15 protein-coding genes are annotated in these 17,450 nt (G+C 42.8%); 5 read left to right on the top strand and 10 right to left on the bottom strand.

What is annotated here, in order from left to right; translation table 11 throughout:
- Positions 1–45: 45 nt before the first annotated feature.
- Positions 46–1,056, bottom strand: a complete 1,011-nt coding sequence (locus tag C825_RS27100; protein WP_010800865.1) for an aspartate-semialdehyde dehydrogenase — start codon at positions 1,054–1,056, stop codon at positions 46–48.
- A gap of 129 nt (positions 1,057–1,185) precedes the next feature.
- On the opposite strand from C825_RS27100, the gene C825_RS27095 reads away from it, so the two are divergent.
- Genes C825_RS27095 through C825_RS27085 form a run of 3 tightly spaced genes read left to right on the top strand, consistent with a single transcriptional unit; the run spans position 1,186 to position 4,198 of the window.
- The gene (locus tag C825_RS27095; protein ID WP_010800864.1) at positions 1,186–3,567 is read left to right on the top strand and encodes a lamin tail domain-containing protein; all 2,382 of its coding nucleotides are present in this window, start codon (positions 1,186–1,188) and stop codon (positions 3,565–3,567) included.
- A gap of 37 nt (positions 3,568–3,604) precedes the next feature.
- Positions 3,605–3,856 carry a hypothetical protein gene (locus C825_RS27090; RefSeq protein ID WP_010800863.1) on the top strand — a complete coding sequence of 84 codons (252 nt, stop codon included), beginning with the start codon at positions 3,605–3,607 and terminating at the stop codon, positions 3,854–3,856.
- Positions 3,857–3,859: 3 nt separating this feature from the next.
- The gene (locus C825_RS27085) at positions 3,860–4,198 is read left to right on the top strand and encodes a hypothetical protein (RefSeq protein WP_010800862.1); all 339 of its coding nucleotides are present in this window, start codon (positions 3,860–3,862) and stop codon (positions 4,196–4,198) included.
- Positions 4,199–4,262: 64 nt separating this feature from the next.
- Here C825_RS27085 and C825_RS27080 read toward each other — a convergent pair whose 3' ends face one another.
- Positions 4,263–5,393, bottom strand: a complete 1,131-nt coding sequence (locus C825_RS27080; RefSeq protein WP_010800861.1) for a clostripain-related cysteine peptidase — start codon at positions 5,391–5,393, stop codon at positions 4,263–4,265.
- A 118-nt stretch (positions 5,394–5,511) separates the two neighbouring features.
- Here C825_RS27080 and C825_RS27075 point away from each other — a divergent pair, with 118 nt between their 5' ends.
- Both C825_RS27075 and C825_RS27070 read left to right on the top strand, forming a co-directional pair.
- Positions 5,512–6,072 carry a DUF3575 domain-containing protein gene (locus tag C825_RS27075; RefSeq protein ID WP_010800860.1) on the top strand — a complete coding sequence of 187 codons (561 nt, stop codon included), beginning with the start codon at positions 5,512–5,514 and terminating at the stop codon, positions 6,070–6,072.
- 7 nt (positions 6,073–6,079) lie between these two features.
- Positions 6,080–6,616 carry a DUF3868 domain-containing protein gene (locus C825_RS27070; protein WP_010800859.1) on the top strand — a complete coding sequence of 179 codons (537 nt, stop codon included), beginning with the start codon at positions 6,080–6,082 and terminating at the stop codon, positions 6,614–6,616.
- A gap of 714 nt (positions 6,617–7,330) precedes the next feature.
- Here C825_RS27070 and C825_RS27065 read toward each other — a convergent pair.
- The 8 genes from C825_RS27065 to C825_RS27030 form a co-directional block, all read right to left on the bottom strand.
- Positions 7,331–8,236, bottom strand: a complete 906-nt coding sequence (locus C825_RS27065) for a fimbrillin family protein (protein WP_010800858.1) — start codon at positions 8,234–8,236, stop codon at positions 7,331–7,333.
- A 7-nt stretch (positions 8,237–8,243) separates the two neighbouring features.
- Entirely contained in the window at positions 8,244–9,176 is a 933-nt protein-coding gene (locus C825_RS27060; RefSeq protein WP_010800857.1) for a fimbrillin family protein, read from the bottom strand.
- A gap of 118 nt (positions 9,177–9,294) precedes the next feature.
- Positions 9,295–10,317: a fimbrillin family protein gene (locus C825_RS27055; RefSeq protein ID WP_010800856.1), complete on the bottom strand. Its 1,023-nt coding sequence runs from the start codon at positions 10,315–10,317 to the stop codon at positions 9,295–9,297.
- 57 nt (positions 10,318–10,374) lie between these two features.
- Positions 10,375–11,289 carry a DUF5119 domain-containing protein gene (locus C825_RS27050; RefSeq protein ID WP_228100048.1) on the bottom strand — a complete coding sequence of 305 codons (915 nt, stop codon included), beginning with the start codon at positions 11,287–11,289 and terminating at the stop codon, positions 10,375–10,377.
- Positions 11,290–11,414: 125 nt separating this feature from the next.
- The gene (locus C825_RS27045; protein ID WP_009860004.1) at positions 11,415–12,266 is read right to left on the bottom strand and encodes an AraC family transcriptional regulator; all 852 of its coding nucleotides are present in this window, start codon (positions 12,264–12,266) and stop codon (positions 11,415–11,417) included.
- A gap of 9 nt (positions 12,267–12,275) precedes the next feature.
- The gene (locus C825_RS27040; RefSeq protein ID WP_009860003.1) at positions 12,276–13,805 is read right to left on the bottom strand and encodes a glycoside hydrolase family 10-like protein; all 1,530 of its coding nucleotides are present in this window, start codon (positions 13,803–13,805) and stop codon (positions 12,276–12,278) included.
- Between the two features lie 103 nt (positions 13,806–13,908).
- Positions 13,909–16,293 carry a DUF4906 domain-containing protein gene (locus C825_RS27035; RefSeq protein WP_228100047.1) on the bottom strand — a complete coding sequence of 795 codons (2,385 nt, stop codon included), beginning with the start codon at positions 16,291–16,293 and terminating at the stop codon, positions 13,909–13,911.
- A gap of 1 nt (position 16,294) precedes the next feature.
- Positions 16,295–17,437, bottom strand: coding sequence for a hypothetical protein (locus C825_RS27030; RefSeq protein ID WP_010800853.1), 1,143 nt, complete (start codon positions 17,435–17,437; stop codon positions 16,295–16,297).
- Positions 17,438–17,450 lie beyond the last annotated feature (13 nt).

Raw genomic sequence — 17,450 nt, 5'->3', positions numbered from 1 at the left:
TCTCCAACAGACCGTCCCTTTCTATATAGAAAGATTGTAAGATTATTATCCTATATTCTTCACCTTGATCAGGTATTCGGCAATCTGAACAGCGTTCAGGGCAGCGCCTTTCTTAATCTGGTCGCTTACAGTCCAGAATGTCAGACCGTTCGGGTTGCTGATATCCTTGCGGATACGGCCAACATAAACCGGTTCTTTATCTGCAACGAACAGCGGCATCGGATAGTCCTTGTTTGCCGGATCGTCCTGCAGGATGATTCCTTCGCCTTCAGCAAAAGCTTTGCGTGCTTCTTCTACGCTGATAGGACGTTCTGTTTCAATCCAGGTTGCTTCGCTATGGGCACGCATAACCGGAACACGAACACAAGTGGCACTTACTTCGATATCGGAGTGCATGATCTTGCGTGTTTCGTTATACATCTTCATTTCTTCTTTCGTATAACCGTTTTCAGTGAACACATCAACATGAGGAATCACGTTGTAGGCCAGCTGATAAGCGAATTTTTCTACAGTAGGTTCTTCGCCCTTCAACAGTTGTTCGTACTGCTTGATCAGTTCGGCCATAGCTGTTGCACCCGCACCGCTGGCGGCCTGATAAGTTGATACATGTACACGTTTAATGTGCGATACCTTTTCGATTGCCTTCAATGCAACGACCATCTGGATGGTAGTACAGTTCGGATTGGCAATGATACCGCGCGGACGATTCAGTGCATCTTCCGGGTTCACTTCAGGAACTACCAAAGGCACATCGTTATCCATACGGAATGCGCTGGAGTTATCGATCATCACAGTACCATGTTTGGTAATGGTTTCTGCAAATTCGATAGATGTACCGCCACCGGCCGAAACAAAAGCAACATCGATTCCCTTAAAGTCGTCGTTATGCTTAAGCTCCTTAACGGTGTACTGTTTACCACGGAAGGTATAAACACGTCCGGCACTACGAGATGAGCCAAAAAGCACCAGCTCATCCATTGGGAAGTTTCTTTCGTCGAGCACGCGCAGGAACTCTTGTCCTACAGCACCACTCACGCCAACAATTGCTACTTTCATTTTGAGCACTAATTAAATTGTAATATAAAAAAATTGTTATAACTTTACCGCATCCAAAATCGAACACAATAATAGTTGTAAGCTATTAGCGTGCAAAGATAGATAATTTTATAACAAAACTATATAACTATGAAACAATTTATTCTTTTTATCCTTGTATTGCTTCCTGTTTGTGCATTCGCACAGTTTACAGAAACATTTGATGGTCCGGAGATCGGTTCGAATAATCCGTGGATTGATGATTCTAGTAGATATGTAATTAATGAGGAAAGACAATTGGCGTTTGACGGCTCTGGTCTGACCGGTAATTATCCGTTTCATACACCAATTCTTTTTGGTCGGACAATGGAGTGGGAGATGGATATTACATTAGCTTTTAAACCGTCTAATTTTAATAAAGCATGTATTTATTTATATAGAACTGATAAACCAAGTGATTTATTGTATTATATTCAAGTTGGAAGTAATGATGATAATGTATCTTTTTATAAATGGCCTCCAAAAGGGAATGCGCAGCGATTGATTAAAGGTGCTCGCCGGATGGATGGGAGAATGGTTCATATTAAGCTGGTTTTGGAAGAATGTAACCGTTGGACTCTTTATACTCGAATGTCTGATGAAGATTATTATATAAAAGAAGGAGAGTTGGATGATAAGAATTTGAAGGATATCCGTGATTCCGGTAGTCTTAATATCATTTGTTATTGCAAAGCTAAGTCCCTTAAAAACATGTTTTTCTATTTTGATAATATTTTGGTCCGTCATGAGCTGACGGAAACGCCTCTGCATCCGGCTGAAGAACCTGAAGATCCTTCAAAACCCGATATCACTTTGCCTAAACTGTTGTCAATAGAACCTTTGACTCTCTCTGATTTACAATTTGTGTTTGATCTTCCGGTTAAAACGGAGCAGGCTGTATTTTCTATTTCCGACATAGGGAATGCTGACCGTATTGTATATGCTGATGAAAGCCGGAAGGTTGTAAATACTCATTATCCGGAAGAAATGAAGACAGGAGAGATTTATACAATTTCCTATTCCGGCGTAACGGATGAGAAAGGGAATACACTTGACAGCTATTCAGAGAAAGTAAAAGTGGAGGAAGAAGACGAAGGTGAGGAACCATCTGAATCAGGCTCTATTCTTATTAATGAAATAATGGCCGATCCCAAGGGACTGGAAGAGTTGCCGAAAACAGAATATGTAGAACTTTATAACACTACAGAGAATGTATTAGTGCTTACAGACTGGCAATTTTCATATGGTGGAAAAGCGAAGCCTATGACGACCTTTGAAATTCCCGCAAAAGGGTATGCGGTACTTTATCGCTCCGGCAGGGATATTGTGGCTGATCTTTCAGCGGTGAAGGTCCCGTTGGATAATTTCCCGTCCGCACTGGCTAATACTGGAAAGTTGTTGCAGCTGTTTGATGGCGATAATAACCTGATTGATGAAGTAACCTATGAAAAAGCCACCCCCGCCAAATCCTGGGAGCGTTCTTCGTCCGGTTGGCATCTCTCTTCCGATCCGCGTGGCGGAACTCCCGGCTCTGTTAACTCGTCCGGTAAAGGTGAGGAAAAACCCAATGAACCGGATAAACCTGTTACACCTGACGACCCCGACGAGCCGGATATTCCTGACGATCCGTCTCTCCCTGATATTACCGTCGAACCGGGAGAGTTTGTTTTTAACGAACTTCTTCCCAACCCTTTTGCCGGTGGTAGCGAATATATCGAGTTGTACAACCGTTCCGATCGTGCCTTGCCGGTATCCGGCTTATCGGTCGCGGTCAGGAAAGCCGATGGAACATTGAATACCCGCTACCCGTTATCCTCCATTACAGTAACAATCGAGGCGGATGGTTATGTGTTGTTGACGAAGAACTTGGAGGGCGTTACCGATTTTTACACAATCCAGTCTCCGTCTTCATTGTTTGAAGTCCCCAAACTTCCTATATTGGCGAATACTTCCTCTACGCTTGTCCTGTTCCGGACCAAAGACGGAACAGTGATCGATGAAGTTTCCTATACCTCCAAATGGCATGCCTCTTCGATAAAGGATCAGAAAGGTGTCTCCCTGGAACGGATCGATCCCGATGCGGGAACGCAATCGCCTTCGAACTGGACCTCTGCATCTGCTACAGTGGGTTATGGTACTCCCGGTTATCCTAATTCACAATCGGATATTTCTCTGCCCGATGATCCGGATACTCCGGATGAACCGACCGGCATCAAGACACCGCAGTGGGATGAAAGTGCCGGCCATTATACTATATCCTATTATCTGGACCAGCCGGGATATAACTGCCGTGCTTTTGTCTTCAATATCGCCGGTCAGCGTGTAGCACAAATTGCTAATCACGAACTGCTGGGTTTGACGGGAAAATTAACTTGGGACGGTTATGCCCTGTCCGGGAGGCAACTACAGACAGGTGTTTATATCTTCTATGCCGAATTGTATCATACCAGCGGCACAGTAAAAAGATATAAACAGGTATTCCTTGTCCGGTAAAAGAATGTGGATAAGTAGTTTATTAATAAATCGCTTTATGTTTGTTGAAGATGTTTGGATGCTTTACCTTTGTAATATCTCCAATGGGCATAGAACATTAATCAAAATAATTGTAATGCCTATGAAAGAAGAAGAATTTAAACGTAGAAAAGGATTCCTGGAAAGCCTTTTTATGAACTATTCAGGACAGATGAATGATCATTCTGATCAGGAAAAAGATTTAATAATGAAGAATATAGATGTTATTCTTGATTGGTATAATGCTTTAGTTAAAGAGATGGAGGAGTAATTTATGGATAATAAAGAATATTTAGAATCGCATCCGGAATATAGAAGTTTATTTCCAACGCAGGAAATGTATGAGGATTTCGTACGTTTTATGGATCTTGATGAAGACGGGCGGCGTGTTTATTTTGAAGAACACAAGGCAAGATTGGATGTTATGTCTCCGGAAGAACGTAAACAAGATTGGGATAATTTGGTGAAAGGTACTGAGTTGTTGATCGAATTTGCCAAAGTGGAAATACCTAAACTAGCTTATGAAAAGAAGATGATCGAAGCTTCGAAGAAGCAGAATAAGGTAACTTGGGATGATATACGCAAAAAGCTGAATAATATAGCGAGTCTATAATGGGGTGAAAGTAGCTATGAGGAGACTTTAACCATAGTCCCTTCACAGCTACTTTTGTTTTTAGTTAATAAACCGCCTTATACCAGGCAAGCTGCTTGTACCAGTCTGACAACTTCGTCAGAGAGGATTGGGGCACGAAGACCGACAGGCCGGAGAAACGCTTGATTTTTCTTGCTCCATATAATGCTGCATAGTATGAATAAGGTGTTGCATATTTGCTGATGACCGCTTTTTCCATACAAGCGGTAAAACGTTGATACTGTTCGTCGTTTGCTAGATACTTGATAAAATCATCGAAGTCATAAAGCATATGCGGCTGCCTGACAGTAAGATATTCAAGTATCTGCATATTCGACAAAGAAAGAGCATAAATATCCTCTTCTGTTTTGTCTTTTAATATGTCATTGACAATTTGTGCCAATTCGTTCAATTCGCTTGTCTTTATCAGAGATACTGTGCCGTATGGAGCATAATCGTTATTGCTGTAGTATTCATAAAAACTTTTGGTAACTGCTTCCAGATCGGCTTTGTCTTTAAACAAGGCAGGCAGGAAATCTTCATAAGGAAATCCGCGGGCAAGGACTTCGGTCGGCGATCCCAGGAAATAATCCGTTTTGTCTTTCAACTCATAAGCACATTCAATGCCGCTCATATAACAAGCATCAAACAACATGAAGTCGAAATGAAAGCCTTCCAGTGCCTCGTTCATTTCGGTTATTTCCATATATTGGCCGTTTTCTTCTCCGAAAGAACGTAAAGAACTGAAATTACCTGGCAGCCACGATGTGCCATGGCTGGATAATACCAGACCATAACTTTCTGCTGGAAACAATTCTGTTGTTTCTTTGATCACCTTATACATAGTTTCCGGCAGGATAGCACTTTGGTTTTCGTAAAAACGGACGGTGTCTGTTACTATATTCCCTTTCTTGTCTTCTTTTATCTGGAACAAATAAGATCTGCTTTTGCTTTCCGAATAATATACAACCAGATTTCCTCCGTTGAGTGCTTTGTTGGAGGCGACTGTAATCATTTGTCTGATATTGGCACGTATATCACTACCAAGATTGGTACTGGCAATCATATAAGCAAGTACTGTTCGTTTGGCTGGTCCTTTTATCTCGATGTCTTCTTTACTGCAACTTCCCAGTAATAGCGCGAACAAAACGCTATATATATAATATTTGATTCTCATGCCTTATTATTTAAATTACAAAGTTACGTATAATTTGGTTGTCTCTAATGTTTTATATTTCTTTTTTCTATCTTTGTGTGCTAATAGATTTTAAAGCATGTAGAGAAAAGACACTGATATGAAAAAAGTATTATTCATCGCACTGTTGTTGTGCGGTATCGGGTGGGGAGCGAAAGCGCAGACTGTGGCAGTCAAGTCTAATATTTTGTATGATGCAACTGCAACAGTGAACCTGGGTGCCGAAGTTGCTTTCAACCGACACTGGTCGCTGGATATCTCCGGCAATTATAATGGCTGGGATGTTGCGAGCGACAAGTCGTGGCAGCATTGGATGGTGCAACCCGAGGCACGTTATTGGCTGCATGAAAAGTTTAACGGCCATTATTTCGGAGTTCATGGTGTTTATATGGACTACGATATGTCTCATGTGAATTTCATGTCGGTGATGAAAAAGGATTTTGCTTACGACGGCAATGCCTATGGCGGTGGTATCTCTTACGGATATCAGTTGTATCTTTCTCCGCATTGGAACATCGAGTTTTCGGCGGGAGTCGGCTTCCTGCATTTTGAGTATGACAAGTCGGCTTACCCTGCGGATAAGGAACCGGCTTATAAATACCGTAATAACTATTTCGGACCGACTAAACTCGGTGTCAGTATTGTATATATAATTAAATAAGTGAACGATGAAAACTCCGGTCTATATATTTATTTTTCTGCTGGTCGCACTGCTGTTCCCGGTTCAGGCACAGTCACAGACGGAAGCTCCGGCTACTACTTATAACGGCCTGATTAATATCAAACAGAATAAGGCAGAGGTAGAAGGTAACCTTTTAAAACTGGATATGGATATTTTGCTGAGCGGCCTGTCTGTCGGACGTTATCAGACATTGATACTGACTCCCGTTTTGCGCAAGGACAATTACCTGCTTCGTTTGTCACCCATCCGTATCAACGGGGCGAATAAACATAAAATGTATGAGCGCACGATTGCTTTTCAGGGCAAACAGGTGGCCGATAAAAATGCTTATGTAGTGTTGAAAAGTGCTCCAACCTTGTTGCAGGAGGTAAACTATAAAAAAGAGATTTCTTTTCGTCCGTGGATGGAGAATGCAGAGTTGCTCCTTCTCGGTGAACTGACAGATTACGATGATATCCCGGTTCAGACTTATACGAATGTTTTGACCGATCGTTTGTATATTCGTCAGGAGCAGGAAAAATAGTTTTCCTGAAAAAGTTTTACGAAATAAGACTTCACTCTCCGGGTGAGGCCTTTTATCTTTGTATTCATCAGGGTTTTGAGGTGACGCCACCCTGTTGGAATGGGATCACCGGTGGTACTGTCTGTTTTTATCCGAAAGCTTATAATTGTTTACCGCAGATATAAGCGGAGGTTAGTTCAAATCCTCTTACTTTCTAACTTTTCGACCCAGGTGAAACTATTAGTTGACCTGGGTGAAATATGTAGTTGACCTAGGTCAACTTGTTGTTTTCCCTTGGTCGAAAGGTTAAAGGCTTACTTGTTCGTTGATAATTAGCTATATATTTTGTATTAGTGTGATATAGTATAAAAGGATTACTTATAGAAATAATTGAGCTATCCCGTTCCCGTGCTTGACACGGGATCGCAAAGGCACAGACCGTATCCTATATGTATCTTTTGATACTGCTGGTTCTTCTGCGGCCCCGTGTCAAGCACGGGGACAAGATAGCTCACTTTTGACAAATTCTGAACCGATAGATTTCCTAGTATTTCCTCTAAGCATTCAAAACAGGATGTTGTTTTAGCTTGTTTAGGGATAAGGCCATGGGGTGAATCCGAAATAGTTTCGGGTGACGCTGCTTTTGCAGGACAGCGTCACCTGAAGATGCTGATAAATACAGGGATTCCAGGAGTTTTATTGTTGGGTGACTCTGGAGTGTGTAAAAAATGATGCTTAGAAATAAACTGTTTCATCGCTGGTGCCACCGTCCAGCCAAGGATTGATACTGCCTGAGATGCTGATGTCCTGGGCTTGTATGGTGAAAGAGTAGGTTTGTTTTTTTCCTCCTTCGAATGCTTTTGTCGATTCGATGCGGTAATCTTTGTTACTCATCCGGACAATGAAAACAGGTTTCTCTACCGGGTAAAGAAGATAGTTGGTAACGATTGTTTCTTCGTTCGGAGTTATTTCTTTATTCAGGTTGTCGATAAGTGTATAAGGCGTAATTGAGGGAGCGACACTTAGCTTGCCAGTTTGTACGTTCAGTTGTATGGTTGACGGATAGTTCTCCATCGAAATGCTTAGCAGGATCATCTCCTCCTTAATATCATCCGCTTTCTTGAATTTAAGTGTAATGGCGGAAAGGATATGGTTGAAAGAGAGATTGACTGGTTCATCACTTGTTGTTTTATCTCGGTCCAGTACGGGAGTTGCCCACATGATGTCGTCTTGTTTTTTCAGGTCAAAGGGGATATTTAACGGAGCGGCTGTCGCTGCTTCGGTGTAAGGGTAATAAGCGTAAAAGTTTAGTAAGGTGTCGGGGTTGATGGGGTAATGGGCATGGGTATCGCAGGTAAATTCATTGCTACCGGTGGTTTTGGTGTAGGGAGAGTTGTTGAGGTCCTTGCGGAGAGTCATATTTCCTCCGGAATTGTTTTTATTATATCCCCAACCCAATATCCCGACCTGGGAGTTGTCGGGAAAAGCTGTATTGTCGACAATTGCTTTCGTCATAATAATATTACCTCCAAAGCGTATAATACTCCCTTGACCATCGGTTGATTTTATAACATCGCCATCATTGTTGCAACTGAAAGTCGCAAAGAATAGAACAGAGAGTAATAACTTTATATTTTTCATTTTGTCATTATTTTATTTGTATGATATTGCCTTGAACGAAAGAATCGGATGACGATTCGGCTTTGTTGTCCGATTTAGTGAATGATTTTAGAGTGTTTAATTTCTTGATTGTGATTGTCAACAGATAGGAAATGCCTTCTTCCCATGCTGGTGAGTTGGTTGTGTCTATCTGTATATTATAAGATTGATCGCCAATCTTTAGTTTGAAGGTGTAGGCTAGTTCAGGGAATAGCAATAGATTTCCGTTTACGGATATTGTCTCTTTGCTAGCCATTGTGTTTGCATTGATGTCGGTCGATAATGTGAATGTTGTTGTGGAAGTTTGGTCGATTGTTACTATGCCATTCGACAGATCCAGACTTCCGCTATTGGGGGCATCGGTTGTAATGGATATATTTCCGTCAGGCAATATATTTTCTGTTCCGTTTACCAGGTTGAATTTTACATTAGTTAGTTTGTGGGTGAAGTTTAGGTTGACAGCTTCCGGCGTTTTTTGGTTTCCGGCGTTGATTGGAGCGGCATGCATTAAATCTTCTTCACCGGTCAATGTGAACTCTAAAGAGTTATTATTGATTGTATAGGCTGTACCTTTTGATTGGCGCGGATAATATCCGGCTAAAGTGATTGAATTTCCATCTGTCGGATAAACCAATGATGGATTCGTAAAGATTAATTCCTGATTGCTCCCTATCTGGCTGGGAGAGATTCCGTTGTAAATAACTTTTGTACTACTTGTTCCGTAAATACCTATTTCATTAATATTATCATTTGTGAATACATCTACTAATGCCTTAGTTGTAGCATCAATCCCTTTTGGCATAATCAGGATGGGAACAGGAACTTCGTTTATCGGATGAGGTTCCTCTTCTATCCCGATTTCATTGCTGCATCCGGTTAGGATGAAAATGAGGGCCAAAAGGTATGAAGATGAATTTTTCATGTAATACTACGATAGTAAATTAATAGAGAGTGAGAGTGTTTAAAAAAGTAATAATTGTTTTGTAATGCAATATAAATATTTTTAAACACTCTAATTTTGTCTTCAGTATATATTACTATTATTGAACCGTTCCTGTTCCTCCTGTAACTGTTTCCCATTTTGTAATGGTTGCAGTAGTAGCTATAGTACTCGCTTTAAATGTAAGTATGATTTCATATGCTTTTCCTGCAGCAGGGGCAGCTCCTAAAGTAATAGGAACCTCTGCCGTTGATTTGTTTGTCGTAATTGCAAGAGTATAATCAGTTGTTGCTGTTAGAGGTTGCACCATTATGTATCCACCTAAAGTTTCAGTTTCAGTTAGAGTTATAGGACTTGCTTCTGTGATTTTATTGTCGCTATATGTTCCATCTGTGACTGCATAAGCTGTTAGTTCTGCTGGGTTACTCCAAGCTAATGAAGGAGTAGATGATAATGTACATGTTATAGTGGATGGTAAATTAGCAAGTGTACCTGAAGCTTTTGTTTTAATAGCAATGCTTCTAATGGCATTTCCCCAAGTGTCAATAGCTGCTGGATCCTCTGCAACAAATTTAAATTGCATCTGGAGCAATTGGTGATTGAATGTTATGGATTTAATTTGTTCGTCTTTACTTTTATTGCCTGAAACTTCTGCTGATAATAAAATATCTTCTTTCCCTGTTATTGTCCATTGTAATTTACCTTTGTTTGTCGAAGCATCAGGTTCTACTTCCGCTACTGGATAGTAGCCAATTAACCATGATTTGAGAGTAGGATCGACATTGTAGTAGAGTGGTGTATTGAATGAGATTTTACCTGTTGAGATATCATCGGTTTTTATTTCTGCAGTAGATGCAACTTTACTTACATCTCCCCATGCAGGAGATTCTGCAATGTCTGCTGCTTTTACGAATTGGATACCTGGTAAAGCGCTGGACAATTTACCTTGATCATCGCTGGTTATAGGAGTTTTTGTCGTAATACTCCCAATCCCTGCATTCAACTGTATCTCCACCGGTTGTCCATTATCAATATTATCTATTGGGTCACCTTCGCTTGTACAAGCGGTCATTGCTGCAACTGTTGCAGCAATTGAAATCATACTTAATACTAATGTTTTCATAATTATAAAAATTTAATTGTTGTTGTTTTATTCGTTGCTTATTACTTATCATTCAATTCATTCGATGATCATGTCATCGCCGGCAGAGACTTCCCACTTGTTGATTGTGACAGTGAAAGAAGCGTCTTTTTCTACCGTTACGGATACGTCTACATTTACTTTGTTTCCTTCCGTTTCTCCGATCGAGTTGCCCAGGTCGAGGGTGGAAGTGGTGGTACTTCCGTCATTGAGGGTGAAATCCAGCTGTACTTCGTTTTTAGGGAGGGCAGGTGGGGGTGTTCCTTGTTTGGGGGGAGTGCCTAATATCAATACATTTGTTTTTATACCTTCCGCTGAAGTTGTTGTTTCAAAGTTAACTGTTGTTGTTTTGTCCGGTACGATCTCTTGTTTGCTCAGGTTGAAAGCGGCAGGTACGCCTGTCAGCTGCCCTTTGCATTCTTTTATATACTCCATACCCTCGACTTTTATGTCGAGCGTTACTTCGCGGATCAATGAAGCCGGACTGAACTCACGTTTATTATTTGCTCCGTCGTTGGCTTCCACTTCCAGGTTGTCGATGGCTATTCCATATAAAGGAATGCGTCCCGATGTCGTACCCCCGGCCGCTTTCGTTTCCGGGATAAATGCTTCTGCCGTCTCAAATGAATTCATATTGCGGAACTGGATGTTGTCGGCATCGCAATTGAAAACCAGTAAACGGTATGTATCCGGTGGCAGTGTGAACTTCAGACCGCTTGTGTCACTCTCGATCTGTATCATTGCACCCTTTTCCAAAGGATAAAAGCAATAACGAACTTTTTTAGGACTTTCATAGCTGCTCATGGCCTGTTCCCATTTCAACGAATACCAAATGAAACCGTAGGAAGACTGCTCTGGCTTTTCTTCCGAACTGCATTTAATGAAACATGTAATGATCATTAATATACAGACTGCGATTCCGCACGAGCAACCTAGTTCACTTCTTATCATCATTTAATATACGTTGAAAGTCAATTCTTCTTGTTTCTGACGCAAATGTATCGGGAAAAAGCAGACGTAAAATTGCTTTTTCTATTCAATAAGTTGTAAAAACTGCGAAAGTTGTTGATTTTTACTGGTTATTCGTCTTTTTTATTGCGAAGTGCACGGGGAGACATGCCGAAATTGGTCCGGCAGAAGTGGGAAAAGTTGGAAAGCGATTCGAAACCGTATTTGTAGCTGATCTCTGAAATAGACATTTCGGTAGTGGTTAAGTCGTTCTGGATGTCTTCACATTTCTTTTTCAGCATCCACTGGTAAGCGGGTTCGCCGAATGTCTCTTTGAACAGGCGGCGGAAAGTAGGTGTGCTGTAGCCTCCCATCTGGGCGAAGGCTTCCACATCTTTCGCCTTCATATAATTCTGCATGACGAAGTAACGGAAACTTTTGCTGTACCGGTAGATCGGCGAGTAGAAAGCGGCCAGTTCTTTTAATGTATAGTAGCAATTGAGCAGGTAGACCAGCTCCGTCCGTTTGGCATTCAGGAAACCGGCGCACAGCAGGTCGTCGTTCAGGTACATCCGTACCCCTTCCACGAAATACTGCAACGGCGGGCACATATTCATTACAATCGGTTCGATACGGGAGGTCTCTGCTATGCTGGCCCCTTTGTTGAAACGTTCGTTGCAGATATTGATCGGGCGTTCAAACAGGTACAGGATACATTCGGCGGTTTCGAGGATCTTGAATTCGACCTTTGAGCCGATCGGTTGCAGGATGAACTGTCCTGCACTGAAAATGGTATTGGGATGTTCTTCGCTATTGACCTGCACGGAACCTTTCAGCAGAAAATACAATGTATTCTGCAAACAACGTTCCCGTGGGATGATAAGTCCTTTGGGATAGGAACGATATTTAAAGATGTTTCTCCTGTATTCGGAACAGGAGCCACAATCCGTAAATTTGCTGTATCTAAGGTCCGGAGAGAACATAGACGGTCATTATAATTTTACCTTTATACTTTTTCCCGTATTCTCGTTATGAAAACGGTCTACGGCGGTCACAATATAGCGATATTTTTTCTTTCCGTTATCATAAGGCATTAAATATCTTGTGTTACGGGTGATTTTTACGATTTTTGCCGGGTTACTGAGGTCGATCGGTTCTTTATCTTCGAAACGGTAGACGACAAAGTAGGAGGCTAGCTCCGGGTTTGTCGGGCTTTGTTCGGCCTTCCAGTGCAGCATATAACCGTCGGCGGTCCATTCTTTTTTCAGTTTTTTCACCTCCTGCGGTGCCCGGTTGTGCATATGGGTATAGGCCGGGATCAGTGCCGGATAACGGTGGTAGTTCCTTTTCAGGCTGTCGGCTACACCTTTGTTGTTCCACAACAGTTCGTTGGCGGGCCAGAAGCAGTTGCCTTTGACTTTCGACAGGGCACGTTCGTAACGCATTTTGCGGGTCAGCTGGCTGGCTTTCATGGTGCGTGCCACGTCCTGGCCGATATAGAGATGGGGACCTTCGAGGGTTGCGTTCTTATTCCACCATTGGATCAGGGTGATATAGTCGGCTGCCGGATGGTCTATTTCCCAATATATCTGAGGCATGTTGTAATCTATCCAGCCTTCTTTCACCCAGTGGAGGATGTCGGCATAAAGGTCGTCGTAGTTTTGCAGGCCGTTGGTGTCGCTGCCGGAACCGTCGGGTGTGCTTTTCTTGTTACGGTAGATACCGAAGGGACTGATGCCGAAACGCACCCAGGGTTTGGTGAGCAGGATGGTCCGTTTCAGTTCGCGGATCAGCGTGTTCACGTTCTCCCGGCGCCAGTCACTGCGCTGTGCATTGGTATAACCTTTGTTCAGTCCGTATTTCTGGAAACTCTTATCGTCGGGGAAAGGCATGCCGGCTGCCGGATAGGGGTAGAAATAGTCGTCCATATGGATGGCGTCCACATCGTAACGGCTGACAATGTCGCGTACTACCTTATTAATGAACTGGCGGCTTTCGGGCAATCCCGGGTCGAACAGGATCTGTTTATTATAGGTGACGAACCATTCCGGGTGTTTGTTATAAATATGCGAATCGGCAAAACGGGTGTTGCCGGCCGTGCTGGCGCGGTAAGGATTCAGCCAGGCATGGAACTCCATATTCCGTTTGTGGCATTCGTCGATCAGAAATTCCATCACATCGAAATTGCCTGCCGGAGCGACGCCCTGCTGTCCGGTATAAAAACGGCTCCAGGGTTCGATGTCCGATTTATAGAAAGCGTCGGCTTCGGGACGGACCTGGAAGATGATGGCGTTGATACCGCAGGATTGCAGGTAATTCAACTTACGCACGAAATCTTTCCGTAGCTGGGCGGGAGTCATATCCTTATATTCTCCCTGGAAAGCTGTTTGTATCCAGGCTCCCCTGAATTCCCGTTTGTCTTTTCCTTCTGTCTCGCGGACTGGTAGTTGGCGTGTAGTCGAACAGGAGGTAACTACACAAAGGACCACTGCCAGAAGCAGGCGGATATACTGATTGTTCATGAATATTGTCTGGTTTGAGATTATTGTAACACTTTCTTCATTTCCTGCGGCAAAGATAATAAATAAAAGTGAGACTGAGCGCAGGAGGTAGAAGAGGGCTGTTTCATTTCGAATCGCGTACACAACGGATTGGTCCTGCGACCGACTTTACATAATAAAAATAGAATTGGTATTCGAATATATGGAACAGACCGGCATCCTTATGGATATGCAAAATATTCACTCGATTGTCCGTGTCCGTGGTTGCATTATGGTAGTTTCCACAACTACTTGCACGAAAACCTCCTCCATCGCCTACACGTGTTCCCTGTGTCGGGAAATAAGATGTCGGACCCTCTTTCCATTTCTGCATATACATATTCATTCCATATCCGTTCGGAAATCCATCGTCATAATTGATACCGCTCATAGATCCTGGATTGAGTCCTGTATTTGTAAACTCGAACCACAATTCGCCCGAGGCTACTCTCCAGCCTGTGGGACAGGGATCGAAAATGGATTTTTCCGTTCCGTAGTTATCGTATATATGTACATTATTACTCTGATTAATCGTGTAGGCTTTCATTCCATCGGAAGCCGGTTCCAGTCCTCCCCAAAGCTTATTGTCGCTTTCTCCTGTCGGGCACCAGTCGCCATAATTGAAATAGCTACTCTTTGTTTGCACATAACTTTCGCCTCGGTTGACTTCGTTCGTCCCACAGATAAAGATCGTAGGATTAGCGATGGCGTGTCTGACAGCCCCGGTCAGGGTGCTTCCGATTACCGAATGGAACAGCATGCTTTCATCGGTAAGGGATGTCTTATGCACTTCAATTTGGTTGGAGTTGTCATAATGCAGATCTGTATGTCCGTCGTTATAATCCTGATGTTCATTTATAATATTGCGTAAAGGAGGGAACGGGTCTTTTCGTCCCCATTGATACAACATGCCGAAGGCCTGCGTCATTTCATCCGGATACCGATGGAGACCATTTCCTATACCTTTTTGATTATCTGCCAATGCACCGAGATTGCATGACATGACAGCATAGCCTTGAATACGCGGCTTCTCAGGATGTATACCATTATTGTCCCAGTCGTATGTGTAATAAGTGACAGCTTTACCGAAATTGTCCGGTTCATGGTCTGTAACCCAAATGTGCCAAGACCATATAATGTCTCCCTTGCTATTGTAAGCACCGATCAAGGCATTACCTTTCTTTTGCGTTCTAACATAGATTTTCTGATGAATGTCGCCTGTATTCTCACCGAGTTGAACCAACGTTCCATTCGTATTATTACCAATGCAGTCTTTGGTTTGCCAGATAATACCGACACGGGCTATTTTCAGATTCTCGTCATGAGGGTTTAAATAGTCTGCAAAATTATACCCGCCCCCTGTCTCTACACGGTAATAAGGCTCAAAAGAGAGGAAATCGTTTGGTTTTATAACAAAACAGTTGGATGATGGATTGTTTTGACCTTTCTCTCCTGTGACAGTCACCGTCATACGGTAAACTTGATTACGTTGTATATTAAAATTATTGAATGAGTTTCCTCCGGGATAAGCTGCATAGAGATACCTTTCACCACCGATTTCGGTGGTGACATCGACTACAAGTGCATTGGAAGGAGCTGCATCAGACTTGTTACCGCCCTGAGTCTCTATTTCTCCTTGCAGATTTTCCGGGACATAGAAAACAGCCCATTCTTTATCTTCGTTCTTTTCCAAATCCGAGGCGGCAAAGGCTATCGAACTGAATGTCGTTCCGACAGGAAATGGAACCGCATCCATTGGCTCTCCATTTCCGTCGCCGGCCAATGTCTCTACCCGGCAAATATTCGGAATTTGCCTTACATTGACGTTGTTGAGTTTCATTTCTGCTTTCAGCATCTCTACTTTTACTTTGAGTTTGGCATACATACGTGTAACCGGTATTGTGACCTTAATACCTGTCGTTACTTCCACCTCCTCGCTTGCTCCGTCCATTGGTATCGACACCTTATCTATCGATCGTAAAGGGAAAGCGGTAGGCAGGGTTTGTTTTTTCAGTTGTTCCAGATTCTTGAACTTTTGCCATGAAGTATCCGTGCCGTCGTTGGCCCAGTTGTCATAGCTCGTGTTGGTTACGACATATACAATGGACGGAACTCCGGCTTTCAGATATACGGGTAGGTCTTGTAACATTGCCTGATCGGCGATGGTATAGTAACGCGGCTTTATCAGCAGTTCTTTGGTTGTCGCATCGTACTGGAACACCCAGATGTTATGTATCTCTTTTTCTTCCGAAGTCTCTTTTTCTGGTGTGTCGCTCGGTAGAGACGCCCTTGTTTTTGCTTGTGCTTCAACGGCAAATGTATTGACGGACAAATTCAATACGGCTTCCGTCAGTTCACCTTCATCAAGACCTGCCCCGTTTGTTCCACTTGTCTCCAGTTGCAGTTCTTCTGTGCAACCTCCCATTACGATGGTTACCAATAGAAGTATGATTAAAAAGTAATGTTTCATATCAGTCAAAAGTATATTCATTATCATAAGTATATTTCCATTCTTGCACGTTCACGGTGAGCCTGTTGTCGCGGACGGTGATGGTGAAACGGTAGAGGATGTTTCGGTTGATGTCGAAACGCTTGGTATTGTCCTTATTATCTGTCTTTCCACTCTCATCGTAATTTGCGAAATAGACTTTATACGGTTCGTCCTCACCGGTCTGGGCATCGAGCCTTACTTCAATGCACGCGTATTTGTCGCCTGCGTCAATATTTTGGTATTCGGTCAGGTAGGCAATCCATTTCTCATATTTATTTCCGTCAGTACCAACCCACCGGCTTACAAAGCGGAAATTTTGTATTTTTTCTTCCGTATCGTTGCTATTTCCTACGAGGTGCAAGCCGCTAACGTAATCGCTGCTCCACTCACCACCGTGGTCGTAGTCGTCCTGTGAAAAAATATCTTTGGGGGCACAATATCCTTTTTTATTATAGCGGCGAACTTTTACCTCACTGATCGATAAGTCAAAATAGTCATCTGTCTTGAGGATCATCTCCACCTTTGCCACGGCACGGAGTAGAGTGACAGGCTCAGGTAACAATGTAACCTCTCCTGACTTGAACTCTATATTGTTGTATTCATGGACACCATAGAAAGGAATCAGTCGTTCCGGTTTCAACTCGAAAGAAGAAAAACTATCGAACTGCCCCCAATCGGCATTGCAGATATCCGAAAGCAACGTTTCTCCGGTCTTCATCGTATCGTCGCCATATTGCGGCCAGTTGGCAAGCACGACCATTTTGAAGTTTTTGTGATTGGCCAAAGCGGCGGGTGCCTTGCCAAGTACACTATAATCCCTGTAATCGCTTTTTTCAGTTACTACGAAACCGTCCGGCTCAAAACGAGCGATGAGCTTATTGTCGAAGGTGAAGAAATAAATCCTGTAGTTGTTGTTCTCTATGTCTATGTAGTTTTCATAGGTTTCGCCAACTTCATAGTCTTCACCGGTCTCCGGGCTTCTTGTGGGCAATCTGAAGCCGATGCTGAGAGCTGTTTCTTTTTCGGATATGCCGAAAACATCCGTTTCATGGCTACACGAGGTACTCCACAACGCAAGGAGCATCAGAGTCCCCGTGATGATATGTTTTACCACATTTTTCATTCGCATTCCTTTT

This window comes from Parabacteroides sp. ASF519 (genome assembly GCF_000364265.2).
Lineage (GTDB): Bacteria > Bacteroidota > Bacteroidia > Bacteroidales > Tannerellaceae > Parabacteroides > Parabacteroides goldsteinii.
Note: the sequence above shows the minus strand (reverse complement) of the source record. Positions and strands in the feature narration are given on the sequence as shown.